At 69.3% G+C, this 25,131-nt stretch carries 30 protein-coding genes; 17 read left to right on the forward strand and 13 right to left on the reverse strand.

Annotated elements, in window-relative coordinates; translation table 11 throughout:
• Nucleotides 1-10: 10 nt before the first annotated feature.
• From BLV25_RS04055 to trxA, 3 genes are all read right to left on the reverse strand, one after another.
• Nucleotides 11-1,075, reverse strand: coding sequence for a sulfite exporter TauE/SafE family protein (locus tag BLV25_RS04055; RefSeq protein WP_092731230.1), 1,065 nt, complete (start codon nucleotides 1,073-1,075; stop codon nucleotides 11-13).
• Between the two features lie 178 nt (nucleotides 1,076-1,253).
• The gene (locus BLV25_RS17260) at nucleotides 1,254-1,421 is read right to left on the reverse strand and encodes a DUF7512 family protein (RefSeq protein ID WP_021075058.1); all 168 of its coding nucleotides are present in this window, start codon (nucleotides 1,419-1,421) and stop codon (nucleotides 1,254-1,256) included.
• A gap of 393 nt (nucleotides 1,422-1,814) precedes the next feature.
• Nucleotides 1,815-2,174, reverse strand: coding sequence for a thioredoxin (gene trxA, locus BLV25_RS04060; protein WP_092731014.1), 360 nt, complete (start codon nucleotides 2,172-2,174; stop codon nucleotides 1,815-1,817).
• Nucleotides 2,175-2,430: 256 nt separating this feature from the next.
• Between trxA and BLV25_RS04065 the strand changes: the two genes are divergently transcribed.
• The 4 genes from BLV25_RS04065 (at nucleotide 2,431) to BLV25_RS04080 (ending at nucleotide 5,036) form a co-directional block, all read left to right on the forward strand.
• Nucleotides 2,431-2,832 carry a helix-turn-helix domain-containing protein gene (locus BLV25_RS04065; protein ID WP_021075055.1) on the forward strand — a complete coding sequence of 134 codons (402 nt, stop codon included), beginning with the start codon at nucleotides 2,431-2,433 and terminating at the stop codon, nucleotides 2,830-2,832.
• Nucleotides 2,833-3,175: 343 nt separating this feature from the next.
• Nucleotides 3,176-4,291: an aminotransferase class V-fold PLP-dependent enzyme gene (locus BLV25_RS04070; RefSeq protein WP_092731016.1), complete on the forward strand. Its 1,116-nt coding sequence runs from the start codon at nucleotides 3,176-3,178 to the stop codon at nucleotides 4,289-4,291.
• Between the two features lie 2 nt (nucleotides 4,292-4,293).
• Complete coding sequence (locus BLV25_RS04075) at nucleotides 4,294-4,608, forward strand: hypothetical protein (protein ID WP_092731018.1); 315 nt, start codon at nucleotides 4,294-4,296, stop codon at nucleotides 4,606-4,608.
• 77 nt (nucleotides 4,609-4,685) lie between these two features.
• Nucleotides 4,686-5,036, forward strand: coding sequence for a VOC family protein (locus tag BLV25_RS04080; RefSeq protein ID WP_092731020.1), 351 nt, complete (start codon nucleotides 4,686-4,688; stop codon nucleotides 5,034-5,036).
• A 13-nt stretch (nucleotides 5,037-5,049) separates the two neighbouring features.
• Here the strand turns inward: BLV25_RS04080 and BLV25_RS04085 are convergent, their stop codons facing one another.
• A complete protein-coding gene (locus BLV25_RS04085) occupies nucleotides 5,050-5,847 on the reverse strand; it encodes a ZIP family metal transporter (RefSeq protein WP_092731022.1) in 798 nt (265 codons plus the stop codon).
• A gap of 367 nt (nucleotides 5,848-6,214) precedes the next feature.
• Between BLV25_RS04085 and BLV25_RS04090 the strand changes: the two genes are divergently transcribed.
• The 7 genes from BLV25_RS04090 to BLV25_RS04120 all read left to right on the forward strand — a co-directional run bounded on the left by BLV25_RS04090 (nucleotide 6,215) and on the right by BLV25_RS04120 (nucleotide 12,160).
• Nucleotides 6,215-7,408 (forward strand): MBL fold metallo-hydrolase, encoded by a 1,194-nt coding sequence (locus BLV25_RS04090; protein WP_021075050.1) that lies wholly within the window; start codon nucleotides 6,215-6,217, stop codon nucleotides 7,406-7,408.
• A gap of 8 nt (nucleotides 7,409-7,416) precedes the next feature.
• Nucleotides 7,417-7,911, forward strand: a complete 495-nt coding sequence (locus BLV25_RS04095) for a YeeE/YedE family protein (protein WP_021075049.1) — start codon at nucleotides 7,417-7,419, stop codon at nucleotides 7,909-7,911.
• Complete coding sequence (locus tag BLV25_RS04100) at nucleotides 7,911-8,384, forward strand: YeeE/YedE family protein (protein WP_021075048.1); 474 nt, start codon at nucleotides 7,911-7,913, stop codon at nucleotides 8,382-8,384. The genes BLV25_RS04095 and BLV25_RS04100 overlap by 1 nt, the downstream gene beginning before the upstream one ends.
• 92 nt (nucleotides 8,385-8,476) lie before the next feature.
• Nucleotides 8,477-9,037, forward strand: a complete 561-nt coding sequence (locus BLV25_RS04105) for a class I SAM-dependent methyltransferase (protein WP_039399950.1) — start codon at nucleotides 8,477-8,479, stop codon at nucleotides 9,035-9,037.
• Between the two features lie 238 nt (nucleotides 9,038-9,275).
• The gene (locus BLV25_RS04110) at nucleotides 9,276-11,162 is read left to right on the forward strand and encodes an SLC13 family permease (RefSeq protein ID WP_039399953.1); all 1,887 of its coding nucleotides are present in this window, start codon (nucleotides 9,276-9,278) and stop codon (nucleotides 11,160-11,162) included.
• 89 nt (nucleotides 11,163-11,251) lie between these two features.
• Nucleotides 11,252-11,698, forward strand: a complete 447-nt coding sequence (locus tag BLV25_RS04115) for a pyridoxamine 5'-phosphate oxidase family protein (protein ID WP_021075045.1) — start codon at nucleotides 11,252-11,254, stop codon at nucleotides 11,696-11,698.
• Between the two features lie 108 nt (nucleotides 11,699-11,806).
• Nucleotides 11,807-12,160, forward strand: coding sequence for a DsrE family protein (locus BLV25_RS04120; RefSeq protein ID WP_092731026.1), 354 nt, complete (start codon nucleotides 11,807-11,809; stop codon nucleotides 12,158-12,160).
• Between the two features lie 25 nt (nucleotides 12,161-12,185).
• Here the strand turns inward: BLV25_RS04120 and BLV25_RS04125 are convergent, their stop codons facing one another.
• The 6 genes from BLV25_RS04125 to BLV25_RS17265 form a co-directional block, all read right to left on the reverse strand.
• Nucleotides 12,186-12,683 (reverse strand): universal stress protein, encoded by a 498-nt coding sequence (locus BLV25_RS04125; protein WP_021075043.1) that lies wholly within the window; start codon nucleotides 12,681-12,683, stop codon nucleotides 12,186-12,188.
• A gap of 78 nt (nucleotides 12,684-12,761) precedes the next feature.
• Nucleotides 12,762-13,019: a hypothetical protein gene (locus BLV25_RS04130; protein WP_021075042.1), complete on the reverse strand. Its 258-nt coding sequence runs from the start codon at nucleotides 13,017-13,019 to the stop codon at nucleotides 12,762-12,764.
• A 157-nt stretch (nucleotides 13,020-13,176) separates the two neighbouring features.
• A complete protein-coding gene (locus BLV25_RS04135) occupies nucleotides 13,177-13,404 on the reverse strand; it encodes a CbaC protein (protein WP_143114383.1) in 228 nt (75 codons plus the stop codon).
• Entirely contained in the window at nucleotides 13,404-15,260 is a 1,857-nt protein-coding gene (locus BLV25_RS04140) for a b(o/a)3-type cytochrome-c oxidase subunit 1 (RefSeq protein WP_092731030.1), read from the reverse strand. Before BLV25_RS04140 ends, BLV25_RS04135 begins: the two co-directional genes overlap by 1 nt.
• Nucleotides 15,257-15,793 carry a cytochrome c oxidase subunit II gene (locus BLV25_RS04145; protein ID WP_092731032.1) on the reverse strand — a complete coding sequence of 179 codons (537 nt, stop codon included), beginning with the start codon at nucleotides 15,791-15,793 and terminating at the stop codon, nucleotides 15,257-15,259. Before BLV25_RS04145 ends, BLV25_RS04140 begins: the two co-directional genes overlap by 4 nt.
• A gap of 3 nt (nucleotides 15,794-15,796) precedes the next feature.
• Nucleotides 15,797-15,970 (reverse strand): hypothetical protein, encoded by a 174-nt coding sequence (locus BLV25_RS17265; RefSeq protein WP_021075038.1) that lies wholly within the window; start codon nucleotides 15,968-15,970, stop codon nucleotides 15,797-15,799.
• A gap of 100 nt (nucleotides 15,971-16,070) precedes the next feature.
• Between BLV25_RS17265 and BLV25_RS04150 the strand changes: the two genes are divergently transcribed.
• The 4 genes from BLV25_RS04150 to BLV25_RS04165 all read left to right on the forward strand — a co-directional run bounded on the left by BLV25_RS04150 (nucleotide 16,071) and on the right by BLV25_RS04165 (nucleotide 20,019).
• Complete coding sequence (locus tag BLV25_RS04150; protein WP_021075037.1) at nucleotides 16,071-16,274, forward strand: hypothetical protein; 204 nt, start codon at nucleotides 16,071-16,073, stop codon at nucleotides 16,272-16,274.
• 62 nt (nucleotides 16,275-16,336) lie between these two features.
• Complete coding sequence (locus tag BLV25_RS04155) at nucleotides 16,337-18,916, forward strand: heavy metal translocating P-type ATPase (RefSeq protein WP_092731034.1); 2,580 nt, start codon at nucleotides 16,337-16,339, stop codon at nucleotides 18,914-18,916.
• A 153-nt stretch (nucleotides 18,917-19,069) separates the two neighbouring features.
• Nucleotides 19,070-19,444: a universal stress protein gene (locus BLV25_RS04160; RefSeq protein ID WP_021075034.1), complete on the forward strand. Its 375-nt coding sequence runs from the start codon at nucleotides 19,070-19,072 to the stop codon at nucleotides 19,442-19,444.
• Nucleotides 19,441-20,019 carry a GNAT family N-acetyltransferase gene (locus tag BLV25_RS04165; RefSeq protein WP_021075033.1) on the forward strand — a complete coding sequence of 193 codons (579 nt, stop codon included), beginning with the start codon at nucleotides 19,441-19,443 and terminating at the stop codon, nucleotides 20,017-20,019. The genes BLV25_RS04160 and BLV25_RS04165 overlap by 4 nt, the downstream gene beginning before the upstream one ends.
• A gap of 9 nt (nucleotides 20,020-20,028) precedes the next feature.
• On the opposite strand, the gene BLV25_RS04170 is transcribed toward BLV25_RS04165, so the two are convergent.
• The gene (locus tag BLV25_RS04170) at nucleotides 20,029-20,478 is read right to left on the reverse strand and encodes a universal stress protein (RefSeq protein ID WP_021075032.1); all 450 of its coding nucleotides are present in this window, start codon (nucleotides 20,476-20,478) and stop codon (nucleotides 20,029-20,031) included.
• A 90-nt stretch (nucleotides 20,479-20,568) separates the two neighbouring features.
• Between BLV25_RS04170 and BLV25_RS04175 the strand changes: the two genes are divergently transcribed.
• Nucleotides 20,569-20,997, forward strand: a complete 429-nt coding sequence (locus BLV25_RS04175) for a universal stress protein (RefSeq protein WP_021075031.1) — start codon at nucleotides 20,569-20,571, stop codon at nucleotides 20,995-20,997.
• A 112-nt stretch (nucleotides 20,998-21,109) separates the two neighbouring features.
• The gene (locus BLV25_RS04180) at nucleotides 21,110-22,429 is read left to right on the forward strand and encodes a DHH family phosphoesterase (protein ID WP_092731036.1); all 1,320 of its coding nucleotides are present in this window, start codon (nucleotides 21,110-21,112) and stop codon (nucleotides 22,427-22,429) included.
• Between the two features lie 153 nt (nucleotides 22,430-22,582).
• On the opposite strand, the gene BLV25_RS04185 is transcribed toward BLV25_RS04180, so the two are convergent.
• Both BLV25_RS04185 and BLV25_RS04190 read right to left on the reverse strand, forming a co-directional pair.
• A complete protein-coding gene (locus tag BLV25_RS04185; protein ID WP_021075029.1) occupies nucleotides 22,583-23,032 on the reverse strand; it encodes a DUF5807 family protein in 450 nt (149 codons plus the stop codon).
• Nucleotides 23,033-23,285: 253 nt separating this feature from the next.
• Nucleotides 23,286-25,082 carry an excinuclease ABC subunit C gene (locus tag BLV25_RS04190; protein ID WP_092731038.1) on the reverse strand — a complete coding sequence of 599 codons (1,797 nt, stop codon included), beginning with the start codon at nucleotides 25,080-25,082 and terminating at the stop codon, nucleotides 23,286-23,288.
• Nucleotides 25,083-25,131 lie beyond the last annotated feature (49 nt).

Genomic DNA, 25,131 nt, shown 5'->3' on the forward strand with positions numbered 1-25,131 from the left:
TCCACGATCCTCACTCCGCGACGGAGGCCGTCCGGGAACCGGTCCGCAGCCGCCGCAGCGTCGTCACGACGATCGCGCCGGCGACGGCCACCGCGGCGCCCAGAACCAACACGAGGCCGACAGTTTCGAGCAGCGCGATCCCGAGGAGGCCGCCGATCTCGCCGACCGCGACCGCGACGGCGCCGGCCAGCAGCATACCGCCGAAGTACACGGTGATGCCGTCCGAATCGACGACCGCGGTCGCGGCCGACCCGACCCGGGCGCCGAGCGCGCTGCCGAACAGCAGCGGGACGACGATCCCGAGGTCGACGCCGCCGCTTTGCCCGTAGAGGTAGCTGCCGATCCCGCCCGAGAAGACGATCTCGAAGAGGTCGGTGCCGACCGCGACCGGGACGGGCGCGCCGATCGCGTAGATCATCGCGGGCATCCGGATGAAGCCGCCGCCGACGCCGAGCAGGCCCGAGAGGAACCCGGTCGAGAGGGCGACGGCCGTGATCACCCACACGGAGACGCGCACGTCGCCGCGAAGGGTGACCATCGGCGGGATGCGGACGGTTTCCTGGATCCGCTTTGCGATAGCCGGTGGGGTATGGTTCGAGAGGTCGCCCCCGTCTGCGTCGCCGTGGTCGTGGCCGTGACCGTGGCTCTCGCTTGAGCCCTCGTTCGATCCCGCGTCATCCTCCTCCCCCTCTCCGTCCCCGTCGTCCGAGAGCGCGTCCCGGGTGACCATCGCGCCGATCCCGCCGAGCAGCAGGACGTAGACGGCGTTGATCACGCCGCCGGCGAGGCCGATGTCCTGGAGGCGAAAGACCGTCAGCCGGCCGATCTCGATGCCGACCGTCGTGCCGACGATCATCAGTCCGCCCAGCTTGTAATCGACCTGGCCGAGGTCGTGGTGTTTCAGGGTGGCGATCACCGCGGTTCCGAAGACGAAGGCCATCCCGCTGCCGACCGCGACGCTGGGCCGATAACCGAACAGCAGTAGCGCGGGCGTCACCAGAAAGGACCCGCCCATCCCGAAGAACCCGAAGAGGATCCCGACGACGAGCCCGAAGCCGACGAACAGCGCGGCCATCTCCGGGCCGGTCCCGAAGACGGTGAACTCGCCGGCGCCGCCGAGGCTCCCGACGCCGACGAGGCCGCCGATGCCGTCGACGCCGATGAGGCCGCCGATGCCGTCAACGCCGATGAGACCGCCGATGCCGTCAACGCCGATGAGACCGCCGCCGTCGCTGACGCCATCGATCGGAACGTCACTCGCTCCCAACGCCGTCACCCCCGACCAGCGCGTTCATAAGCGCCGGACCGACGAGCCGTTCGAGCCCCGCGTATCCGACGTAGAGGACGATCGCTTCCAGCAGCACCGTCCCGATCAGCCTCGCCGCGACCGGGTCCCAACTCGGAACCGTCAGTCCCGCCATTATCGCTGCTCCTCCGTTCGTCGAGCCGACCGCACGACGGTCGTTCGTGGTTCGCACATTTCTGCTCATCTCAGCGTACCGGCTACTGGGATATAATGGTTGTGGGTCAGATGTACAATACTATATTTCGGTAACTCCTCCCCCACCATTTATAACTCACTCATAAGTTATGGAATGACAGCTTCCGTTTCGGTCGCGATCGCGTGTGTCCCGGCTCGACCGAGCGGGTCAGCCGATCGGATCGGTCGAAACGGTCCCGTCGCTGGCCGTTCGTCGATGGTACTTAAAAGGGATGGACGATCGCGGCCGAAAACCCGAGGCGAACGATCGGTAGCCGAACCCCGTTCGTCGGTCGATGGGGTTGCCGCGAGCCGCCGTTCGGGCGTTCCGTCGCTAGTCGGCGTACTCGTCGATCAACGACCGGAGCCGTTCCTCGGGCTGTGCGCCGACGACCTCCTCGACCTGCTCGCCGTCGGCGAACAGCACGAGCGTGGGGACGCCGCGCACGCCGTAGGCGCTCGCGAGCGCCTGGTTGTCGTCGACGTCGACCTTCGCGACCGTCGCGTCCGTCTCGGCCGCGAGCGTCTCGACGACCGGCTCGAGCATCTTGCAGGGGCCGCACCACTCGGCGTGGAAGTCCACGAGGACGACGCCGCCGTCGGCGACGACGTCGTCGAGCGCCTCCCGACCGTTCACGTGTACCGGCTCGTCGCGGTCGATCCCGTTCGCGTCGGCTGGTGATCTCGTTGCCATCATCGTCCGATAGGCGCCGACGGCAATTAAGAGTTTTGGGAGTATAGAACAATATAATGGACAGCGATCGATCAGTCGGAAACGGGGGATCTGTCCGCTCGGTCGTCCGCATCGTGACTTTCGGGACGGTCGAGCCGATTTAAAACCGGAACTCGCTGCCGATACCGTCGACGGTCGACGGTCGATGGCCGCAGACAGGCTTGTGCGATCTCTACACAAGCCTTTTAAGCGCTCGGCGGCTAGCCGTACACATACGATGCCAGATTCGATGTCGGAACAACTCCAGCAGGACATGGAGTGTGAGGGCCTGCTCGAGTGTTTCCACGGCCTCAAACAGCTCGATAAGGACTGCTTCCGGGCGCTCGTGCGCGCCGAGGAACCCCTGACCGTCGACGAGGTCGCGGAGGCGGTCGACCGCGAGCGGTCGACGGCCTACCGCGCCATCCAGCGGCTCCTGCAGACCGGGTTCATCCGGAAGGACCAGGTCAACTACGACCAGGGCGGCTACTACCACGTCTACTCGCCGACCGATCCCTCGAAGATCGCCGACGACATGCAGCGGATGCTCAACGACTGGTACGCCAAGATGGGCCAGCTCATCCAGGAGTTCGAGACGAAGTACGAGTCGGCCGACGCGACGGTTCCCGCCGAGAGCTAGGTCTCCGACCGGTCGCTGCCTTCGCCGGCCGACCTGCCGCCCGATTCGTCGGCCGACCTGCCGCCCGATTCGTCACCTAACTCGCCGCCCGACTCGCCACTCGTCGGCCGAGCGCGATGACGGGTCCCGACTAGCGACGTATGTCGTATAAATATTGTACGTTTCTCACAAGATTAATGGGTCCACCGATCGAACCGTGACGTATGGACGTGACGACGAGTGCGGTCGTACGAGGACGATCGCGGAGACGCGTCGGACCGAGTGCGTTCCTCGGACCGGGGACGGTAATCGGACGCAGCGCCGAACCGGCAGGATCGGTGCTGCCGACCGCGGAGGCGCTCCGATGACGCCGCTGGAGCTCCGGGCGGACGTACCGGCCCTCCAGGAGGCCGACTACTTCAACTACGGCGCTCACGGCCCGAGTCCGCGGTACGTCGTCGAGGCGGCCGGCTCGTTCCTCGAGGAGTTCGAGTACGACGCGCCGGCCCGAACCAATCCCTATATGACGGCCGCCGAGGCGGTCGACGACGCCCGCGAGGCGGTCGCGACGTTCGTCGGCGCGGCCCCCACGGAGATCGCGCTCACGGAGAGCACGACCGCCGGGATCAACGCGATCGCGAACGCGATCGACTGGGAGCCAGGGGACGTCGTCGTTCGGACCGACCTCGAACATCCGGCCGGGATCCTCCCGTGGGACCGGCTCAAGCGGGAGGGCGTCGAGGTGCGCGTCGTTCCGACCGCCGAGGGGCGGATCGACCGCGAGGCGTACGCCGAGGCCGTCGCGGACGCGCGGCTCGCCTGCTTTTCGGCGATCACCTGGACCCACGGCACCCGGCTCCCCGTCGCGGAGCTGGTCGACGTCGCCCACGAGGCGGGCGCGTTCGCGCTCGTCGACGCGGTCCAGACCCCCGGCCAGACGCCGATGGACGTCGCCGACTGGGGCGCCGACGCCGTGGCGGCGGCGGGCCACAAGTGGCTGCTCGGCCTGTGGGGCGGCGGCTTCCTCTACGTCGACGACGACGTCGTCGACCAGCTCCACCCGCGATCGCTGGGCTACCGGAGCGTCGAGACGCCGACCGCGGACCCCTACGACCTCGCGGCCGGCGCCCGTCGCTTCGAGGTCGGCACGGCGAACCCGGCGCCCCACGTCGCGCTTCGGGAGGCGATCGAAACGCTGGAGTCGGTCGGGATCGACCGGATCGAGGACCGGATCGACGAGCTCGCGGGGCGGCTCGCGGACGGCGTCCCCCCGGACCGGCTCCTGAGCCCCGCCGAGCCCGAATCGGGGCTGGTGACCGTCGACGTGGACGACCCGGAGGCGACCGTCGAACGACTCGCGGACGAGGGGATCCGGCTTCGCGACCTCCCGCATCCCGAGGCGGTCCGCGCCTCCGTGCACGCGGTCAACACCGAACGCGAGGTCGACCGACTGCTCGAGGCCCTCTCGGCGGAGTGGTGACGATGGCCAACCCTGAAACCGCCGCGGAGGGAACCGACGCTTCCGACGGGGAGTCCGTCCGGGTGTGGCTCGTCGAGCGGACCTATTCCGACGACGAGCAGAACCTGGTCATCCTCGTGTACGCGACTCCCGACGGGACGCGGTACTTCCGGAAGGAGCGCGCGCTGACGAGCTTCACCGACGTCCGCGACACGACCGCCGCGGTGGCGGTCGATCCCGGAAACCTCGGCGCCGTCGACGACCCGGACCGCCGCGAGCGCTACGCGGACGAGGCCGCCCGGATGGCCGCGGCGCACGACCCCGACGACGTCGTTTGATCCGGCTGCGATTCCGGTCGACTTGATCGCGACGTCACCGCGAGTACCTTTTTCCGGGCCGCCCTCGACCGGACCGTATGTCCGGGATCGTGTTCTTCCGGTGTACGGACTACGAGTCGACCGCGTCCTTTTACGTCGAGACCGTCGGCGCCGAGATCTGGCTCGAGCAGTCCGCCTGTACGATCTGTCGGTACGACAACCTCCTCTTCGGCTTCTGTGCCGGCGAGGAGACCGAGACCGACGGCGTCCTCACCTTCGTCACGGAGACGCGCGCGGGCGTCGACGACTTCTACGACCGCCTCGCCGACCGGGCCCGGGGGGAGCCGCGGCGGAACGACGAGTACGACATCTATCAGTTCTTCGCCGAGGACCCGGACGGGCGCACGATGGAGTTCCAGACGTTCCTCCATGAGGTCGATCCCGTATAAATGATGGCGGACATCATATAAACGCGAGCGGGACCATCACCGCGATCCCGACGACGACGCCGGCGACGAGCTCGCGTCTCCCGCCGTACGGGAGCGGCTCGCCGATCGACAGCGCCTCCGGGATGAACTCCGAGAGGACCAGATAGATCATCGCGCCCGCGGCGAACCCGAACCCGTACGGGAGGAACTTCCGGGCGGTCCGGACGAACGCGAACGCGATCACCGCGCCGATCGGCTGGGGAAGACTCGAGAAGACCGCCCACCAGACCATTTTCCCCTTCGACACGCCCATCGCCCGCAGCGGGATCGCGATCGCCGTCCCCTCGGGAACGTTGTGGATCGAGATCGCGACGGTCATGAAGACCGCCAGCAGCGGGACGGTGAACCCCAGCAGCTCGAGCCCGCCCGCGAGGCCGAGGTCGGCGAAGGAGACGCCGACGGCGATCCCCTCCGGGAAGCTGTGGACGGTCAACACGCCCAGGATCAACACGAGCTTCGTGAAGTCGGCCTGCTCGTACTCGCGCGGGTCGATCTCGGCGTCGAGCAACACCTCGTGGGCGATCACGACGAGGACGACGCCGGCGGCCATTCCGACCGCGATCTCGGCCGGGGTGCCCTCGGCGAGCCCCTCGTCAATCAGTCCGAACAGCGACGCCGACACCATAATCCCGGAGGCGAGCCCCCAGAGCGCGACCGTCCATCGGTCGCCGATCTCCTCGAAGAAGAGGAACGGGAGGGCGCCGAGGCCGGTCGCCAGCGCGGTGACCAGCCCGGCCAGAAACACCACCACGAGGTTCTCCAGCAGCGCCATTCACGTGGTCGTTACCGGACGCTACTTAAAAGTCTCCTCCCGAACGCCGGCCGGGGTCGCGGCGCCGGTCCCCGTCGCCCGGCCGTTCGATCCGATAGAGTATTGAACATTCACCACAACATACGGTTCGGAGAAACACGCTCGTCGGCTTCCGTACCGAGAGCCGACGATCCGTGTCGGAGGCGACGATGATCGGTGATCTTGCGGCCCGGTGGTCGTGAATGAGCCTTTTGACCGGTTCGATCGGACGACCGAACGGCTCATTCCGGCGCTATGCCGTCGCCATCAAACCTCTTTATATTGTATAATAACTGCATTACTATGCAAAGTCTTATGTTCGACGGACCGGTATTTCGGGGTACACGCAATGAACCCGGAAGACTTCCCGACGCCCGACGCGGACGTCGAAACGATCGAACCGAACGCGCTGAAGGACCGGATCGACGCCGGCGAGGACGTCACGCTCCTCGACGCGCGAATGAGTTCCGAGTACGAGGAGTGGCACATCGACGGCGGGAGCGTCGACTCGATCAACGTCCCGTACTTCCACTTTCTCGAGGACGAGATCGATCCCGACGCCCTCGGACAGGTCCCCGACGACCGCGAGGTGACCGTCATCTGTGCGAAGGGCGGCGCCAGCGAGTTCGTCGCCGGAACGCTCGCCGACCGCGGCTACGACGTGCGCCACGTCGCGGGCGGAATGAACGCCTGGGCCCGGATCTACGAGACCGTCGAAGTCGAGGGCTACGACGGCGCCGGGACGCTGCTGCAGTACCAGCGTCCCTCCTCGGGCTGTCTGGGCTACCTGCTGTACGACGGCGGCGAGGCCGCGGTCATCGATCCCCTGCGCGCGTTCACCGACCGTTATCTGGCGGACGCGAACGACCTCGGCGTCGAGCTGACGTACGCGCTGGACACGCACATCCACGCCGACCACGTCTCGGGAGTCCGGGACCTCGACGCGGCGGACGTCGAGGGCGTGATCCCCGAGGCCGCTGTCGACCGCGGCGTCACCTACGCCGAGGAGCTGACGACCGCGGCGGACGGCGACGTCTTCGCGGTCGGCGACGCCGAGATCGAGGCGGTCCACACGCCGGGACACACGACCGGGATGACCTCCTACCTCGTCGACGGGAGCCTGCTCGCGACCGGCGACGGGCTCTTCATCGAGAGCGTCGCCCGGCCCGACCTCGAGGAGGGCGACGATGGCGCGCCCGACGCGGCCCGTCTGCTCCACGAGTCGCTTCACGAGCGCGTGCTGACGCTCCCCGACGACACGCTGATCGGGGGCGCCCACTTCAGCGATGCCGCCGAGCCGGCCGCGGACGGGACCTACACCGCACCGATCGGCGAGTTGAAACGGCGGATGGACGCGCTCTCGATGGACGAGGACGCGTTCGTCGAGCTGGTCCTCTCGGACATGCCGCCGCGGCCGGCCAACTACGAGGACATCATCGCGGCGAACCTCGGCCGGGAGGACGTCGACGACGAGGAGGCGTTCACCCTGGAGCTCGGGCCGAACAACTGTGCCGCCAGCCAGGGCTCGCTCGCGGGTGACTGACGACGCCGATGGTCGTTGATCCACTCCCCCTGCAGACGTTCGCCGAGCTCTTTCCCAACGGGGTCAGTCGATACGCGGTCGGCGGCCTGTTGGTCGGGCTCGGCGCCGGCATCATCTACCTCGGGACCGGCATCAGCGCCGGCGCGAGCACGTTCCTGGAGTCGACCCTGTCGTACGTCTCCGATCGCTCCCGGTTCCGGCGGTACGTCGGCTCGCGCGACTGGCGGCTCGTGTTCACGTTCGGCATCGTCCTGGGCGCGGCGATCTACGCCGCAACCCTCGGCGACGCCTGGACGTACACGACCGACGTGCAGGTCTGGCGCCTGTTCGGCGGCGGGATCCTCGTCGGGATCGGCACCCGGATCGGCAAGGGCTGTACCTCCGGCCACGGCGTCTGCGGCGTGGGGTCGGCCTCCCGGACGTCGTTGGTCGGCGTCGCGACGTTCCTGCTGGTCGCGATCGGCGTCGCACAGGTCGTCGCCGCGATGGGGGTGAGCCCCTGATGGCCGCCGCCAACCGCCATCCGGCGTTCATGCCGCTGATCCTCGTCGGCGGCCTGATCTTCGGGTTCGGGCTCGCGTACAGCCACATGGCGCGTCCCGAGGTCGTGCTGGATTTCCTCCAGTTCGAGGACTTCGGGCTCGTGTTCGTGATGTTCGGCGGCGCGGCAGTCACGGGACTGACGTACCTGGTCGCGCCGCGGCTGTTCGACCGGGCGCCGCTGACCGGCGATAGCTTCGAGCGTCGTCTGAAGTCCTTCGACCGGAACGTCCTCGTCGGCGGCGCGATCTTCGGCGCCGGCTGGGGGCTGTCCGGGATCTGTCCGGGCGCCGCCTACGCCAGCCTCGGGGTCGGCAACGTGACCATCCTCTGGGCGCTGGCCGGGATGTTCGTCGGCGCGTACCTCCAGGGCTACTGGCGTAGCCGCGACTCGGCCCGTGACGCCGCCGTCGCCGGGACGCGCGGCGACGACTGATCGTCGTCCACGGTCGTTCGCCGCTTTCCGATGGGGGTCCGGGCCATCGTCGGGACCACACCCGTTTTGTCCGTCGGGCGTCCAGTTCTCGTATGGGATTTCACACCTTCGACGTCGACCGTGCCGCCCAGCTCGAGGAGGCGGGCGAGCGCTATCGCTACCTCTCGCGTGAGGAGCTGCTCGCGGCGATCGACCCGGCCCCGGACGACGTCCTCGCGGACCTGGGCAGCGGCACGGGGTTTTATACCGACGACGTCGCCCCACACGTCGGCGCCGTCCACGCGGTCGACGTCCAGGCCGAGATGCACGACTACTACCGCGAGAAGGGCGCCCCCGAAAACGTCGCGTTCGTGACGAGCGACGTGGCGGACCTGCCCTTCGAGGCGGACGCGCTCGACGGCGCGTTCTCGACGATGACCTACCACGAGTTCGCGGGCGAGGACGCCCTCGAGACGCTCGCCCGCGTCATCGTCCCCGGCGGCCGGCTCGTGGTCGCCGACTGGTCCGCCGACGGCGACGGCGAGGCCGGCCCGCCGGTCGCGGAGCGATTCGCTCCGGGCGACGTGACCGACGCGCTCTCCGCGACCGGCTTCGACGTGGTTCGTGCCGCGGAGCGGCCGGAGACGTTCCTAGTCGTCGCGGTCAGACAGTGATCGAGCCCGTACCGAGGAATCGGAACCGGGACGCATCGGGAGACGACCCTCCCTCGCCTGCCCGCTCTCGCCGGCGTGTTCGCGCACCAACAGTCAAGTCGTCGACCACCCACGATGCGGTATGGACTCCGCGGCGGTCCTCGACGTGGTCGGCGTGGTGAGCCTCCCGGCGCTCCCGAACGTGCTCATTCCTGATGCGCTCATCCCTGATGCGCTCATCCCTGATGCGCTCGGGACGGTGACCGTTCCCGGGGTCTCGGGGGCGACCGTCGTGTTCGCGCTCATCCTCGCGGCGCTCGTGCTCTTCGTCACCGAGGCGCTCCCCAACGACGTCACGGCGATCGGCGTCATCGCGGCGCTCGTCCTGCTGGAACCGTGGACGGGGGTCGACGCCCGGTCGGCGATCTCGGGGTTCGCCAACCCGGCGACGGTCACCATCATCGCGATGTACATGCTGAGCGCGGGCATACAGAACACCGGCCTCGTCCGCCGCCTCGGGATCCACCTCGCGGACCGCGTCGGCGGCAGCGAGTTCCGGGCGCTCGTTGCGACCGTCTGCACGGCCGGTCCCCTCGCGGGGTTCATCAACAACACGCCGGTCGTCGCGGTCTTCATCCCGATGATCACCGACCTGGCCGCGGAGACGCGCACCAGCCCCTCGAAGCTGCTGTTGCCCCTCTCGTACGCGGCGATCCTCGGCGGCACCCTCACGGTCATCGGCACCTCGACGAACATCCTCGCCAGCGACTTCGCCCGGCTCCTGATCGACGGCCGCGACGGGATCGGGATGTTCGAGTTCACGGGACTCGGCCTCGTCGTGTTCGGCGTGGGGATCGCCTACCTGCTCACGATCGGTCGGCGGCTGATCCCCGAACGGGTGCCGGTCGACGCCGACCCGATCGACGAGTTCGACCTCGAGGACAACCTCGCGATGATGCGCGTCCGGCCGGACTCGCCGGTCGTCGGGCGACCGCTCGACGAGCTGGATGCGGCGCTCGGAACTGATGCGGCGCTCGGAACGGATGCGGCCGCCGGAACCGGCGGGGACGTCCGCATTCTCCAGTTGCGCCGCGACGGCGAGGCCTACGCCGGACCCGACTCGGCGGAGCCGGTTCGGGCCGAGGACCGCCTCGTCGTCCACGGCACGCTCCAGGCGATCAACCGGCTCCGCGAGACGGCTGGCCTCGGACAGCTGTTGGGGCAGGACGTCACCGAGGAGACCTTCGAGGGGACCGACACCGACGGGACGCTGGCCAGGGCGCTCGTGCCCGACGCGTCGGGGTACGTCGGGGAGACGATCGCCGAGACCGGGCTCGCCGAATACCACGATACGACCGTCCTGGCGGTCCGTCGCGAGGGCGAACTCGTCCGGACCGGACTCTCCGAGCTGTCCCTCCGGGCCGGCGACCTGCTGCTCGTCCGCACCACGCCGGCCTCGATCCGGTACTTCACCGACGCCGGCGACCTCCTGGTCGCGGACGAGACCGCCGTCGACCGGCTCGCGAGCGCCGACGCCGCGACGATCGCCCCGATCTCCGACACCGCACCGGCCGCGGTGGCGATCATGGCCGGCGTCGTCGGCGTCGCGGCGCTCGGCTTCCTCCCGATCGTGATCGCCGCGCTGGCGGGCGTCTTCGCGATGGTCGTGACGGGCTGTCTCCGAACCGCCGACGCCTACGACGCCGTCTCCTGGAACGTGGTCTTCCTGCTCGCGGGCGTCATCCCGCTCGGGCTCGCGATGGACCGGACCGGCGGCGCCGCGATGCTCTCGGAGCTGCTCGTCTCGACCGCCGACGTCCTCCCGCTTTTGGCCGTCCTGTTTCTGTTCACCGTCGTGACGGGACTGCTCGCCAACGTGATCACGCCGGTGGCCACCGTCGTGTTGATGATCCCCGTCGCCGTCGATTCGGCGGCCAGGCTCGGGGCCAACGAGTTCGCCTTTCTGCTTGCGGTCACCTTCGCCGGCGCGACGTCCTTCATGACGCCGGTCGGCTATCAGACGAACCTGATGGTCTACGGACCCGGCGGCTATCGGTTCGGCGACTTCCTCCGCGTGGGCGGCCCGCTTCAGCTCCTTCTGGCGGTCGTGACGACCGTCGGGATCGCGGTCGGCTGGGGGCTGTAGGGATCCCGCCGGAACCGACGATCGCTCCGTATGCGGGGAACGGTTCGAACGCGGGGAACGGTTTTCCCGAAGCCGCCCGTAGATCGAGTATGGCCCCCGACGTCATCCAGCTCGGCGACGACGCGCGCGACGAGTTCCTCGGCACCGGCGGCACCGGCGTCCTCTCCTTCGCCGCGGGCGCCGACGATCCCCCGCACTCGGTCCCCGTCTCCTACGGCTACGACGCGACCGACGAGACGTTCTACTTCCGGCTGGCGACCGGCGCCGACAGCGGCAAGGGCGACCCGACCGACCGGCCCGTCTCGTTCGTGACCTACGGGCAACGCCAGGGGCGCTGGAACAGCGTCGTCGCCGAGGGGCGGCTCGTGACGACCACCGACGAGGACGTCGCCCTCGAGACCCTCCAGGGGCTCGAGCGCGTCCACATTCCCTTCGTCGAGATCTTCGGGGCGCCGCCGGAGGCGATCGACTTCGAGTTCTTCCGGCTCGACCCGGCGGAGCTGACCGCCCGGACCGAGCAGCCGGTCCGTCGCTGAGAGATATAAACGCCGGCGGACGTGTCCCGCATTCTCTTCCGAATATTCGACTTCGAGAATCGATGCTGCATCAGTGTGTTTATAGTATTGGGGTTATAATACACTACTATGGTACAAGGGAACGACTCGTCGTCGATCGAGCGGCTCGGGATCGTGATCGAAACGAACGACCCCGAGCGAGTCTGGAACGCGTTCCGGCTGGGCATCACGGCGCTGGAGGACGGTCGCGACGTCTCCGTCTTCCTGTTGGGCGCCGGCGTCGAGAGCGAGGAGATCTCCCACGAGACGTTCGACGTCCGCGACCGGATGGCGGCGTTCGTCGACGCGGGCGGCGACCTCGAGGCCTGCGGGACCTGCCTGGATCTCCGGAACGAGGAGGGTAGCGAGTACTGTCCGATGTCGACGATGACCGACCTGCTCGAGATCGTCACGGAGTCCGATCGCGTCCTGACGATCGGGTGAGAGCGGGCTTGCGGTCGAGAAGCCCTTATAAGGGACGCGACGCGTCGTCGTCACCGGACGGCTCCGCCTCGGCGTCGGTTCCCGCGTCCTCGGACTCGGTCGCGTCGCCGACGAGCACGACCGGGACCTCGGCTCCCTCGACCACCGCGGAGGCGGTGCTGCCGAGCAGGACGGCCTTCATCGTCGAGCGGCCCGTCGAGCCCATCACGACGAGGTCGATCCCCTCCGCCGCGACGTACGCGAGCAGCTCCTCGTGGGGGATCCCGGTCCGAACATCGGTGACGACCTCGAGGCCGGTTCCGGCGGCCGACCGGACCGCCTCGGTGGCCGCCTCGCCCTCGCGCCGGAGGTTCTCGCGGACCGTCTCGGGGTCGACGATCGCGTTGTCGTAGGCGGTTCGCGTCTCGACGACGTAGACGGCGTGCAGCGTCGCGTCGTGGGCCGTCGCGAGGGCGATCGCGTGGTCCATCGCCTCCCTGGCCGTCCGGCTGCCGTCGGTCGCGAGAAGCACGTCGGTGTACACGGCCGCGGGTTCGATCGGCTCCTACAAAGGTCTATGCGGTCCGACGACGACGCGATCGTCCGGTCCGTCGACGGCCGGCTATGCGGTTCGGTCCGTCGACGACCGACCGCGCCGACCGTCCCGGCCGGTCTTCCGGCCGGCGAGCAGGAACATGACGACCAGGAGCGCGCCGAACGTGACCGTCCCGATCCCCACCGGGGAGACCGAGATGGCGCCCAGGCCGACGACCGAGATCGCGGTCACTGCGGCGCCGAGGACCACGGCCACCCCGAGCAGGACCGCGCCGATGAGCTTGATCGCCCCGTCGAGCCGTGAGACCGATCGTTCAGGTGACATACACGTAACGGTACGTCCCATACTCTTAAACCAACGACGCCGATTCTCAGGACGTTGGAACACCGATCTGCGCGACCGGTTCACGAAACGGAACCTTCGTCCCCGTCGGGCCCCGTGATGGGCCGTCCGCGTCGCGGAGACGGATCTCCGCGTTCCGCTACTCCGAATCGGTCTCGACGAGCTCCGCCGATCCCGCCCCCCACTTGTCGAAGAAGGAGACGTAGCCGTAGATGCCGAACACGAGCACGACGACCGCGAGCAGGTACGGGACGATCGGCACGCTCACGCCGAGGAACTCGAACAGCGTCCGGAGTTCGTAGAGCCCGACGCCGAGCACCGCGAGCGCGACGAGCAGGCCGCCGCGAGTGACCGACAGGTCGACCATCACGGCCACCCCCCGGCCCAGCCGCCGCCGAGCACGTCGGGCATCCGCTCCACGAGCACGTCGGGCGCCTGCTCCGCGAGGATCGCGAGTGCGTCGAGGACCATCGGATACGCCTCGCCGCCGGGGCCGAACAGCCCGCCACGCTGGACGATCGCGACGATCGGGAGGGCGTACGCCAAGAGCACGAGAAGCACCGCGATCCCGCCCCACAGGCGGATGTTGTCGAGCACGAGCGGCGCGTCCTCGGACCCGGAGATCGGCTCGGCGAGCGTCTCCGCGAGCCCGTCGGTCCGGCTGTTCCCCATCGTCAGCACGACGTTGCTGAGGAACAGCACGGCGGAGGCGAAGAGGATCGTTCCGCCGATGGCAACCTGGAGGTTGAGCTCCCCGTAGCCGCCGAAGGCGCTCCCGTACTCGAACCCGCTGTACGTCGGCTCCGCGGTCCGGCGCGGAACGCCGAGCAGCCCCTGCGCGTGCATCGCGTTGGACATGAGCGCCATCCCGGCGAACCAGAGGACGACCTGCGCCAGACCGATCTGTCTGCTGTAGATCGGCTTGTTGGTGATCTGGGGCCAGAGCCAGTAGGTCGCCGCCATGAAGGTCAACGCGACGGCGGTCCCCACGGTGAGATGGAAGTGGCCGGTGACCCAGATGGTGTTGTGGATGAGGTAGTTGATGTTCATCCCGGCGTTGACCATCCCCGAGAAGCCGCCGGCCGCGAACATCAGTCCGGCGAGCATCATCCCGGTGAAGGCCGGATCGCGCCACGGCAGCGTGCGCAGCCAGCCGAAGAGTCCGGTGCCGCCGCGTACCCGGGCCCCGTACTCCACGCTCGCGACGACCGTGAACGCGGTCAGCAGGCTCGGCAGCAGCAGGAACATCGTGTTCGTCATCGCGACGAACTTGAACCCCTCGGCGATGCCGGGATCGAGGTACTGGTGGTGGATGCCGACCGGCGTCGACAGCAGCAGGAACAGCACGAACACCACGCGCGCCAGCGGGTCGCTGAACAGCCGCCCCCCGGCGATCGACGGCAGGACCGTGTACCACAGCAGGTACGCGGGCATCAGCCAGAAGTAGACGACCGGGTGGCCGAAGAACCAGAACAGCGTCCGGGTCAGCGTCGGGTTGACGGTCTCGATCAGCCCCAGCGACCACGGCAGCAGGAAGAACAGGACCGAGATCGCCAGCGCGGAGGTCGCGACGTACCACATGATCGTCGTCGTCAACACCATGAACGCCTGCAGCGGGATCCGCTCGTCGGGGTGCTCGCGCCGCCAGGCGAGGAACGTCCGCCACCAGTCGAGCCCCGCCAGCCAGGTCCCCACGAGGAAGACGGCGAGCCCGCCGTAGAACAGGGGGTGCGCCTGCAGCGGGGCGTAGAAGGTGAAGAGCACGTCCGCGCTCACGTCGACCGCGCTCGTGAATCCGGCGAGGATCGTGAGCCCCGTCAGCGTCATCCCGGTGGCCATCAGTCCGTACCACGCCCAGGAGAACCGCGTGTTCACGAGCGGGCGGTCCAGGCTCCGCACGAGCGCCCAGGTGAACACGCCCACCAGGAAGAAGATGGTGAAGCTCAACACCAGGAAGACGCCGTGTGCCGTGAGGAACGTGTAGTAGTCCACCGAGCTGAACGGCCGGGCGATCCCGGTCCGGTGGAGCGTCTGGATGATCCCGAACGTCGTCCCGACCGCGAACGCCAGGAACGCGCCGAGGAACGTGGCCCGGACGATCCGCGCCGCCTCGGGGAACCGGTCGTAGAAGGTTTCCGTGCCGGGTTCGGACCCGCCGGTCCCATCGTCCGGCGCGGTCCCGTCGTCCGCCGTGGCGGCCGGCGCGTCGGCGGTCGCGGTCATTGGTCACCTCCGCTTCCGTCCCCGTCGCTCGACCCGCCGGCCGACTCCTCGAACTCCTCCTGCGGCACGACCTCGATCGATCCTTCCATCCCGTGGTGAGCGGCCCCGCAGTACTCGTTACAGATGACGCCGTACTCCGTCGGCCCGCCGGTCTCGACGGTGAGCGTCGAGACCTCGCCGGGGATCACCATCGTGTTGGCGTTCGTGCCCACCACCTCGAAGCCGTGGGTGACGTCCCGCGAGGTCACCATGAACGTCACCGTGCTGTTCGCCGGGAGCACGATCGGGTCGGGCTCGAAGCCGAACTGGAAGGCGACGACGTACGCCTCGTACTCGTTCTCGCCGACCTGCTCGACGCGCGGTTCGGCGAACCGGTCGTCCTCATCGAGCGCCGTCGGGTCGACCGTCGGCTGGTCGGCGGCGACCATCGAAACGCCCGGCCCGACTGCGCCGTAGGTGACCGAGCCGATGAGCAGCAGGATCAGCCCGAGCCCCAGCGCCAGCCAGATCTTCTCGTAGCTGTGGACGTGCATCGGTCACCCCACCACGATCAGGTCGTTCCCGAGGAACTCCACGAAGTAGATGTACACCCACATCGTCACCAGGATGCAGAAGTACACCAGGATCAGCGCGAGGGTTCCCTTCGGGTCGAACGACTTCGGGTCCTCGAGTAGCCCCGCCGCCGTTTGCTCGCCGTCTGTCGTACCCATAGGCAAAAGTTACCAAATTCGGCCACTTATATCCGCAGGGTGGTCCCGTCGCCTGGGATCGCCCCACGTCTATTTATTCCCGGCCCTCCATCTTCGACGTATGGACCTTCCGCCGCAGCGCATCGTGCTCCTGGGCCTCCTCGCGACCCCGACGGCGGTCGTCTTCGCCGTCTCCCGCGGCGAGCCGGCGGTCGGGCTCGCGGTCGTCAACGTGCTCATCATCGTCGGGAGTCTCGTCCGTGCGACGTCGGGCGAGACCGGGACGACCCACCGCGGGTCCGAGGGCGAGGCGTCGGCCGCATAGTTTCGGGAGACTCCACCTCCCCGAGAGCACCTACTTAAAAGACGTCCCGAGGAGTCCTCGAGATGGCCACCTGTACCCTCTGTGACCTCCCCACGCCCGCGGATCCGGTCACCGATCCCGACGTCGAGGGCGCGTTCTGTTGTCGCGGCTGCCTCGAGGTCTCCCGGTCGCTGGGCGGGATGGCGGACCTCGAGGCGGCCGCCGACGACGTCGACGCCGCGGTCGGGTCGCCTGCTTCGGCCGTCGACGATCCGCGATCCGAATCGACCGACTCAACCGATCCAACCGACACGACCGACTCAACCGATCCGGATCTCGGCGACGACCTCGAGACGACGTACCTCCACGTCGACGGGATGCACTGCGCGACGTGTGAACGGTTCCTCGAGGTGACCGCGGGCCGGGCCGACGGCGTCGCGGCCGCGACCGCGAGCTACGCGACCGACACGGTCCGCGTCGACCACGACCCCGACCGGATCGACGACGCGGACCTCGCGGACGCCCTCTCGACGGCGGGCTACGAGGCGACCGACCGCCGCGACCGCCCGGCGGGTGGGGGCGAGGACGTCGACGTCGTCCGGTTCCTCGTCGGCGGCGGGCTGTTCGGGATGATGGCGATGCTGTGGTACGTTCTCTTTTTATACCCAACCTACTTCGGCTACGACCCCCTCGTCGACCTCGGCGGCCTCTCCGGCCGGTATCTGTTCGCGCAGATCTGGGTGTTCACGTCGGTCGTGCTCTTTTATACCGGATTCCCGATCCTCCGCGGCGCGTACGTGAGCCTTCGCGCCCGGCAGCCGAACATGGACCTCCTCGTGTCGCTCGCCGCGGGCAGCTCCTACGCCTACAGCACCCTCGCGATGCTCGTGGGGCGGACCGACCTCTACTTCGACGTCACGATCGCCGTCATTCTGGTGGTCACCGGCGGCGCGATCTACGAGACCCGGATCAAGCGCCGCGCGACCGGCCTTCTCTCGGATCTGACCGCCGCGATGGACGACACGGCCAGGCTGGCCGGCGGCGAGGAGGTTCCGCTGGAGGACGTCGACCCCGGCGACCGCCTCCGGGTCCTCCCGGGCGAGCGCGTCCCGCTCGACGGCACGGTCGTGGAGGGGACCGCCGCCGTCGACGAGGCGCTCGTCACCGGCGAGTCGATCCCGGACACGAAACGCCCGGGGGACGCCGTCCGCGGCGGGACGGTCGTCACCGACGCGCCGCTCGTCGTTCGCGTCGGCCCGGACGCGACGAGCACCCTGGACCGGCTCGTCGAGCTGCTCTGGGACGTTCAGAGCGCGCGCTCGGGGGCCCAGCGACTCGCCGACCGCCTCGCGACCGTCTTCGTCCCCCTCGTCGTCACCGTCGCCGTGGTCGTCGGCCTCCTCCGGCTGGCGACCGGCGCGGCCCCCGCGAGCGCCGCCCTCGTCGCGCTCACCGTGCTCATCGTCTCGTGTCCGTGCGCGTTCGGGCTCGCGACGCCGCTGGCGGTCGCCGCCGGGATCCGCGAGGCCGCCGAACGGGGGATCGTGATCGCCTCCGCGGCCGTCTTCGAACGCGCGGGATCGATCGACACGGTCGTCCTCGACAAGACCGGCACCCTCACCGACGGCGAGATGCGCGTTCTCGACGTCGACGTGGCCGATTCGACCGATCCCGCCGATCTGCTCGCCCGGGCCGCGGCGCTCGAGCGTGCCTCCCCGCATCCGGTCGCGACCGCGATCGTCGATCGAGCGGCCGATTCACCCGACAGGGCGACGGAATCCCTCGACCGGGCGGACGCGTCCCCCGAAACGCCTCCCGGACCCACCGATCCGGCCGCCGACGGCGGACGGCTCGCGGACGCCGTCGGCGCGAACCGCTCGGATGACGCCGACGCGAACCGCTCGGATGACGCCGACGCGAACCGTTCCGGCGACGTCGACCCGGACGTTCGGGACCGTGGCGTGGTCGGGACGGTCGACGGCGTGCCCCACCGCGTCGGTCACCCGTCCCTGTTCGACGACTGGACGATCCCCGACGCGGTCGACGCCGGCGTTACGGCGGCTCGCTCGCGGGGGAACGTCCCCGTGCTCGTCGGCTGGGACGGCGCGGTCCGTGGAGCGATCGAGGTCGGGGACGACGTCCGTGACGGCTGGGAGTCGGTCGTCTCCGACCTCGCCGACCGGGGGATGGACGTCGTCGTGCTGACCGGCGACGAGCCCGAGGCCGCCTCCCGGTTCGAGGCGCACCCGGCGGTCGCGGAGGTCTTCGCCGGCGTCCCGCCCGAGGCCAAAGCCGAGACGGTCTCCCGGCTCGCCGCGACGCGGTCGGTCGCGATGGTCGGCGACGGCAGCAACGACGCGCCCGCGCTCGCGGCGGCGACGCTGGGGATCGCGGTCTCCGGCGGGACCGACCTCGCCATCGACGCCGCCGACGCCGTGGTGCTGGAGGACCGACTGGCCGCGATCCCGGAGCTGTTCGCGCTGATCGCGGGGACGAACGGCCGCATCAGGGCCAACCTCGGCTGGGCGCTCGTCTACAACGCGGTCGCGATCCCGCTCGCGGTCGCGGGCCTGTTGAACCCGCTGCTGGCCGCGCTGGCGATGGGCTCGAGCAGCCTCCTCGTGGTGCTCAACTCCTCGCGGTCGATCCTCGACGCACCGTGACCGTGAGTCGGCTCGACACACCGTGAGTCTGCTCGGCGAACCACGGACCGGCTCGGCGAACCACGGACCGGCTCGGCGAACCACGGACCGGCGGCGGCTGACCCCGTCCCCCGACGAACAACGTTTTTCTAGACGGGGCGTCGACTGCCGGACATGAAGGTCCTGCTCGGGATCGGCGGTAGCGACGACTCGCTTCGCGCGCTCGAACGGACGGTCGACCGCGCCGTGGCGGCGGACGACGACCTCGTGGTCGCGGTGCTCGAGAACCCCGACTCCGACCGGACTCCCGAGGAGGTCGCCGAACACGTCGAGTCCGTCCTCGCGGACCTCGAGGCCGACATCGACGTCGAGGTCCGTCTCGTCGAGGGCGACCCCGGAAGCCGGCTCATCGACATCGCCGAAAGCGAGGGGTTCGACCGGATCGTTCTCGGCGGCGGCCAGACGAGTCCGATGGGGAAGATCACGCTGGGCAGCATCGCCGAGTTCGTCCTGTTGAACGCCAAGACGACCGTCACGCTCGTCCGATGACGCCCGACCGCTTCCCCGAGGAGGTCGCCGACGACTACCCGGAGCCGCCGATCGCGTTCACGGACCGTGAGGACCGCGAGATCGAGGTCCGCGCCTACGACGGCAGCGAGCGGGAGCGCGACGCCCTCGCGGCGATGTACGAGGCGTTCGATTCGGCCGACCGTGCACAGGGGATCCCGCCGGGACACGCCGACGAGATCCGGAAGTGGCTCTCGACGATCCTCGATGCGGACTGTTACAACGTCCTCGCGTGGCACGGCGACGACGTCGCCGGCCACGCGACGCTCGTTCCGGCCGGCGACGACGCCGACGAGTACGAGCTCGCGATCTTCGTCCTCCAGAAGTACCAGGAGGCCGGCATCGGGACCCGCCTGATCGAGGCCCTGCTCGGATACGGCCAGGCGGACGGCGTCGAGGCGGTCTGGCTCACCGTCGAGCGATGGAACCACGCGGCGGTCTCGCTGTACGAGAAGATCGGCTTCGAGACCTCGGACGCCGAGAGCTTCGAGATCGGAATGTCGCTCCGGCTCAACCGCCCGGAACGGACGGCCGACGCCGACGAGGCCGACGAGTAGCGAGGGCCGTTAAACGGACAGGACCGGCTGGCTCGCGTACAACAGGACGTACTCGGCCGCCTTCTCGAGCACCTCGCCGGGATCCCCGGAGACCGGCTCCCGCGGGACCACGAGGAAGTCGGCGTCGACCTCCTCGGCGGTGTCGAGGATGACGCTTCCCGGGTGGGTCGTCTTCACCTTCGTCGAGAAGCCGTACGCGATCGAGGTCGTCACGGAGACGCCCGTCCCGTCGGCCCGGTCGAAGATCGCCTCGGTGAACGATTCCGTGTCGGTCGCGACCGTCGATTCATCGACGGCCCCGGTCTCGATCCCCCGCGCGACGTCCTCGCCGAGGACGTACACCGCGTGGACGGTCGCGTCGTACTCCTCGGCGATCGCGATCGCGTACTCGACCGCCTGCTGTGACTCGTCGCTGCCGTCCACGGGGGCCAACACCAGGTCGATGTCGAGGGTCGCCATGTCCTACCGGTTCGTCTCGCCCCTCAAAAACCCCCCTGTCCGGACGTGCCGAGCGGCCCTTTTAAGCACGGGGCGGCTGAACCGTCGCGTATGTTCGAGACCATCGTCATCGCCACCGACGGCTCCGACAGCGTGCGTCGCGCCGTCGACGTCGCGCTGGATCTGGCCGACCGCTTCGACGCGACGGTCCACGCGCTGTACGTGATCGACAGCGGCGAGGTCGAATCCTCCCCGGACGAGGTCCGGGACGACCTCCGTGACGCGCTCGACTCCCGGGGACGGGAGGCGATCGAGGCCGTCGAGCACGACGCCGTCGTGCCGGTCGAGACCGCCGTCCGGGAGGGGCGCCCGGCCGCCGAGATCTCGACGTACGCCCGCGAGGTCGACGCGGACGTCGTCGCGACCGGCACCCGCGGCCGGCACGGCGAGAACCGGTTCCTGATCGGCTCGGTCGCCGAGCGCGTCGTCCGGACCTGTCCCGTCCCCGTCCTCACCGTCAGACAGCTGTCCGGAGAGTGACGGGCCGGTCCGCCGACCGACCCACCCGTTCCGGTCGATTTCGACCGAACCGATCGCCCGACCCATCGGTACGGAACCGCGGAGTTTTCCACCTCCCGCCCGTCGCTCGCGTATGGACGAGGAACTCATCGACGACGGCTCGATCCCGCTGTCCCGCCGGACCCGACTTCCGGGCGCGGGCTTTTTCTATCCCGACTCGCTCGACGAGGAGCGCGCCGAGCGCCGCGCCGAGGAGGCCCTGACGGGAGCCGAGGCGGTCGTGATCGCCGACGCCGACGCGGACGGACTCGCCTGCGCCGCGATGGTGCGTGAGCAGTACGACGCCGCCCTCGACGTCGCCGACTTCGAGGCCGACATCGCGGACCGTCTCGGGGACGATTCGGACGCCGATGCAGCCGGGAACGACGCCGATGCAGCCGGGAACGACGCCGATGCAGCCGGGAACGACGACGAGCCAGCCGGAGACGCGACCGCGTCCGACGGTGTTGACGACCCCGACGAGCCATCCGACGGCGTCGAGGATCCACACGAACGCTCGACGGTCGCGCTTCTCGCGGCCGGTCCCTACTCGATCGACGACTCCCTCGAGCGCGTCCTCGAGTACGCGGATCCGGGAATCGACCTGTTCGTCTGCGACCTGTGCCCCGACGACTTCGAGTGGATCGCCGACCCCCTCACGGAGCTCGTCGATCGGACCGCCTCGATCCGGTGGTTCGACCACCACCAGTGGGACGACGAGACCGCCGCGGCGGTCCGGTCGGCCGGCGTCGACCTCGTCGTCGGCGACTCCGAGGAGGAGTGCACCGCCGACGTCGCGCTCCGGTCGCTCCCCCACGAGTTCGGCGACCGGTGGACCGAGCTGGCCGCGGTCACCCGCGACCACGACCTCTGGATCAAGGAGGATCCCCGCTCCGACGACCTCGCCGATTACGCCTACTGGACGGGCGCGGAGGAGTACGTCACCGTGGTCGGCGCCTACGGCGCTGACCTCCCCGAGACGGTCGACCGGTTCCTCGACCACCGGCGCGTGGAGAAACGTGAGCGGATCGAGGCCGCCGTCGATCGAGCGGTCGTCCACGAGGTCGGCGATTGGTCGGTCGCGGTCACCTACGGCCGCTGTTCACAGAACGAGGTCGCCGAGACGCTTCGCGAGGACGGCGCCGACGCGGCCGTGATCGTCAAGCCCGCCGGCTCCGCGTCCATCCGCGGGTCGGACGGCTTCGAGCGCGCACACGAGGTCGCCGGCCGCGTCAACGGCGGCGGCCATCCCAAGGCCGCCGGCTGCAAGCCCGACATCTACGACGACATGCTCGATTACGCCAACCACTGGACGACCGAGGGACAGGCCGCACGCAAGGTCATTCTCGGCGCCTTCGAGGCCGTCGCGGATGAGGCGGCCGAGAACGCCGACGACGAGGCCGACGCCGAGTAATCCAGCCCGGACGCCTTCCTAACACCGACACATTCGTCGCCGCTATTCTGCTTGCTGGCGCTCCTGTCGTTCGTCGACGCTACTCTGCTTGCTGGCGCTCCTGTCGTTCGTCGACGCTACTCCTGTTGCCGGCGCTCCTGTCGTTCGCCGGCACTACTCCCGTTCGCCGACGACCCACTTGTGCGAGAAGCTCTCGCCACATTCGCACTGCGCGTACGCGTGCACCACGTCGCCCTCGGCGTACAGCCCGCCGACCTCCTCGTTTTCGGCCTCGGCGAACGCGAAGATGAAGCTGATCGCGTGGTCCTCGTCGGGACCGCCCGCCGACGCGTCGTCCGCGGCCGGACAGGTCGCCCCGTCGAGCGTCCTGGCGATCGTTCCGTCGGTTCCCATCGCCTGCTTCGCGAAGCCCATCGCGTCCATCCCGGTCCCGGCCTGAAACGCCGACCGGCCCCGCTCCCCATCGACCACGAGGAGGACGCCGTTTTCCCGCTCCGTTCCGATCGACCGGAGCCGGGAGTCGTCGTCGAGGAAGTCGTCGCTCACGAACAACACGACGTCCTCGAGCCGCTCGCCGGCCAGAAACTCGTCGAGTGCGCTCATACCCCTCCTGGGTCGTCCCGCCCTAAAAGCCGCCCGTCATCGACCCCGCCGCCGGTCGCCCCGGGCGCCGGTCGGCCTCGTTTTGTGCGCACGAACGGTTGCGTCGGACCGAGGTTTATAAGCGATCACGACGCAGCCGGCCCATCACCTGACCGTCGCCGCGGAACGGGCTGCGGGTGCGCGGCGCGTCGTTCCGCGATTCGCCCAGCGCCGCCTGTTCGCCAGTCGTCACTTCCGGTCTCGGAAACGGACCTCACAACCGGCTGCGGATCGTCTCGGCCGTCGCTTCTCCGATTCCGTCGACGTCGGTCAGGTCCGCGATCGACGCCGCCCGGACGTTCTCGACCGACCCGAACCGTCTGAGGAGCCGCCGCCGGGTTTCGGGCCCGACGCCCGGAACCTCCTCGAGCACCGTCGACACGTCGTCCCGAAGCGACTGGTGGTACTGGACGGCGAACCGGTGTGCCTCGTCGCGGACCCGCTGGAGCAGGTGCAGCTCCGGCGCGTCGGACGGCCAGTCCCGGGGCCCGTCCGGCGTGATCACGATCTCCTCCGCCTTCGCCAGGCCGACCACCGGCACGTCCCAGCCGGCAGCCGACAGGGCGTCGGTCGCGGCGCCGAGCTGCCCCTCGCCGCCGTCGACCAGCAGCAGATCCGGGTCCGGCCGGTCGTCACGTTCCTCGACGGCGCGGGTCGCCCGCCACCGGACCAGCTCCCGGACGTTCTCGTAGTCGTCGTTGCGGTCGGGCAGCTTCTTGCGCCGGTAGGCTTCCGTTTCCGCCGACCCGTCGACGAAGCAGACGTTCGACCCGACGACGTCCCGGCCGCCGGAGTGGCTCACGTCGAACCCCTCGATCCGCTCGGGACGATCGATGCCGAGGCGTTCCCCGAGCGCCGTCAGCTCGTCGTCCCGGCCGCTTCGTCGCCGGGCGTTCTTCAGCGCCAGCTCGACGAGCCTGGCCTCGCGACCGGCGCTCGGTACGCGCACCGCGACGCCCTGCGCCTCGAGCCATCTCACGACGTCGTCGTCCGTCGGCCGTTCCGCGAGGAGCACGACGTCCGGGAGGTCGCGTTCGGCGTAGTACTGGGTGAGGAACGCCGAGAGCACGGCGGCCGGGGACGTGCCGTCGACGCTCGCGTCCGAATCGTTCGCCTCTCCGTCGACCGCGCCATCCCCGGGTCCCGTCTCGACCGACGGACGGTCGAGTCGGTGGCGGCTCCGGTCGACGAGCTGGCCGTTCTCGCTGTGTAGCCGCGCCACCCGGGCGGCGTCCCCCTCGATGGCGGCCGCGAGCACGTCCGTCGTCCCGTCGGCGGACCGCGAGGAGACGGCCGCCTCTCCGTCCCCGTGGAACGCACGGACCGCCTCGAGCTTGTCGCGGAGGTTCGCCGCCCGTTCGAACGCCGTCTCCTGCGCGGCCGCCTCCATCTCCCGTTCGATCGGGTCGGCGAGGACGCCGGTTTCCCCGTCGAAGAACCGACGGACGGATTCGACGTCCTCGAGGTAGGACTCGACGCCGATCTCGCCGGTGCACGGCGCCGAACAGAGGCCCATCTCGTAGTCGAGGCACGGACGGTCCCGTCCCTCGTACTTGTGGTCCGAACAGCCGCGTAGCCCGTAGACCTCCCGGAGCGCCTTGACGACGGTCTCGACGCGTCCCTTGTCCGTGTAGGGTCCGTACGCGATCGCGCCCTCCTCGGGGTCCCGCGTCACGGCGATCCGCGGGACGTCGTGGTCCGTGAGCTGGACGAGCGGGTAGGACTTGTCGTCGGTCAGCCGGACGTTGTACCGGGGCTGGTGGCGCTTTATCAGGTTCGCCTCCAGCAGAAGCGCCTGCGTCTCGGTGTCGGTGACCGCGAAGTCGATCGTCTCCGCGCGGTCGACCATCCCGCGGATGCGTGCCGATCGCGGGTCGGCGTACGACCGGACCCGGCTTCGGAGATCGACGGCCTTCCCGACGTACAGCGTCGTCTCGCCGGCCTGGAACTGATAGACTCCCGGCTCCCGCGGGAGGTCTGCTGCGCGCGTTCGCACCTCCCCAGTCTCCATCGATCCGGAATAGCATCCTCGCGGGTTTCAACTCCGCGGTCGACGGGAT

It is taken from the genome of Halopenitus persicus, assembly GCF_900107205.1.
Taxonomy (GTDB): Archaea; Halobacteriota; Halobacteria; order Halobacteriales; family Haloferacaceae; genus Halopenitus; species Halopenitus persicus.

Excerpts from the sequence above, each read along its gene's own strand:
- BLV25_RS04190 (WP_092731038.1), bottom strand. The coding sequence starts at position 25,082 with ATGGAGACTGGGGAGGTGCGAACGCGCGCAGCAGACCTCCCGCGGGAG.
- BLV25_RS04130 (WP_021075042.1), bottom strand. The coding sequence starts at position 13,019 with ATGTCACCTGAACGATCGGTCTCACGGCTCGACGGGGCGATCAAGCTC.
- BLV25_RS04145 (WP_092731032.1), bottom strand. The coding sequence starts at position 15,793 with ATGCACGTCCACAGCTACGAGAAGATCTGGCTGGCGCTGGGGCTCGGG.
- BLV25_RS04150 (WP_021075037.1), top strand. The coding sequence starts at position 16,071 with ATGGACCTTCCGCCGCAGCGCATCGTGCTCCTGGGCCTCCTCGCGACC.
- BLV25_RS04155 (WP_092731034.1), top strand. The coding sequence starts at position 16,337 with ATGGCCACCTGTACCCTCTGTGACCTCCCCACGCCCGCGGATCCGGTC.
- BLV25_RS04135 (WP_143114383.1), bottom strand. The coding sequence starts at position 13,404 with ATGGTCGACCTGTCGGTCACTCGCGGCGGCCTGCTCGTCGCGCTCGCG.
- BLV25_RS04080 (WP_092731020.1), top strand. The coding sequence starts at position 4,686 with ATGTCCGGGATCGTGTTCTTCCGGTGTACGGACTACGAGTCGACCGCG.
- BLV25_RS04115 (WP_021075045.1), top strand. The coding sequence starts at position 11,252 with ATGGCCCCCGACGTCATCCAGCTCGGCGACGACGCGCGCGACGAGTTC.
- BLV25_RS04085 (WP_092731022.1), bottom strand. The coding sequence starts at position 5,847 with ATGGCGCTGCTGGAGAACCTCGTGGTGGTGTTTCTGGCCGGGCTGGTC.
- BLV25_RS04090 (WP_021075050.1), top strand. The coding sequence starts at position 6,215 with ATGAACCCGGAAGACTTCCCGACGCCCGACGCGGACGTCGAAACGATC.
- BLV25_RS04140 (WP_092731030.1), bottom strand. The coding sequence starts at position 15,260 with ATGACCGCGACCGCCGACGCGCCGGCCGCCACGGCGGACGACGGGACC.
- BLV25_RS04180 (WP_092731036.1), top strand. The coding sequence starts at position 21,110 with ATGGACGAGGAACTCATCGACGACGGCTCGATCCCGCTGTCCCGCCGG.
- BLV25_RS04175 (WP_021075031.1), top strand. The coding sequence starts at position 20,569 with ATGTTCGAGACCATCGTCATCGCCACCGACGGCTCCGACAGCGTGCGT.
- BLV25_RS04105 (WP_039399950.1), top strand. The coding sequence starts at position 8,477 with ATGGGATTTCACACCTTCGACGTCGACCGTGCCGCCCAGCTCGAGGAG.
- trxA (WP_092731014.1), bottom strand. The coding sequence starts at position 2,174 with ATGGCAACGAGATCACCAGCCGACGCGAACGGGATCGACCGCGACGAG.
- BLV25_RS04160 (WP_021075034.1), top strand. The coding sequence starts at position 19,070 with ATGAAGGTCCTGCTCGGGATCGGCGGTAGCGACGACTCGCTTCGCGCG.
- BLV25_RS17265 (WP_021075038.1), bottom strand. The coding sequence starts at position 15,970 with ATGGGTACGACAGACGGCGAGCAAACGGCGGCGGGGCTACTCGAGGAC.
- BLV25_RS04070 (WP_092731016.1), top strand. The coding sequence starts at position 3,176 with ATGACGCCGCTGGAGCTCCGGGCGGACGTACCGGCCCTCCAGGAGGCC.
- BLV25_RS17260 (WP_021075058.1), bottom strand. The coding sequence starts at position 1,421 with ATGGCGGGACTGACGGTTCCGAGTTGGGACCCGGTCGCGGCGAGGCTG.
- BLV25_RS04095 (WP_021075049.1), top strand. The coding sequence starts at position 7,417 with ATGGTCGTTGATCCACTCCCCCTGCAGACGTTCGCCGAGCTCTTTCCC.
- BLV25_RS04065 (WP_021075055.1), top strand. The coding sequence starts at position 2,431 with ATGCCAGATTCGATGTCGGAACAACTCCAGCAGGACATGGAGTGTGAG.
- BLV25_RS04100 (WP_021075048.1), top strand. The coding sequence starts at position 7,911 with ATGGCCGCCGCCAACCGCCATCCGGCGTTCATGCCGCTGATCCTCGTC.
- BLV25_RS04055 (WP_092731230.1), bottom strand. The coding sequence starts at position 1,075 with ATGGCCGCGCTGTTCGTCGGCTTCGGGCTCGTCGTCGGGATCCTCTTC.
- BLV25_RS04170 (WP_021075032.1), bottom strand. The coding sequence starts at position 20,478 with ATGGCGACCCTCGACATCGACCTGGTGTTGGCCCCCGTGGACGGCAGC.
- BLV25_RS04075 (WP_092731018.1), top strand. The coding sequence starts at position 4,294 with ATGGCCAACCCTGAAACCGCCGCGGAGGGAACCGACGCTTCCGACGGG.
- BLV25_RS04165 (WP_021075033.1), top strand. The coding sequence starts at position 19,441 with ATGACGCCCGACCGCTTCCCCGAGGAGGTCGCCGACGACTACCCGGAG.
- BLV25_RS04185 (WP_021075029.1), bottom strand. The coding sequence starts at position 23,032 with ATGAGCGCACTCGACGAGTTTCTGGCCGGCGAGCGGCTCGAGGACGTC.
- BLV25_RS04120 (WP_092731026.1), top strand. The coding sequence starts at position 11,807 with ATGGTACAAGGGAACGACTCGTCGTCGATCGAGCGGCTCGGGATCGTG.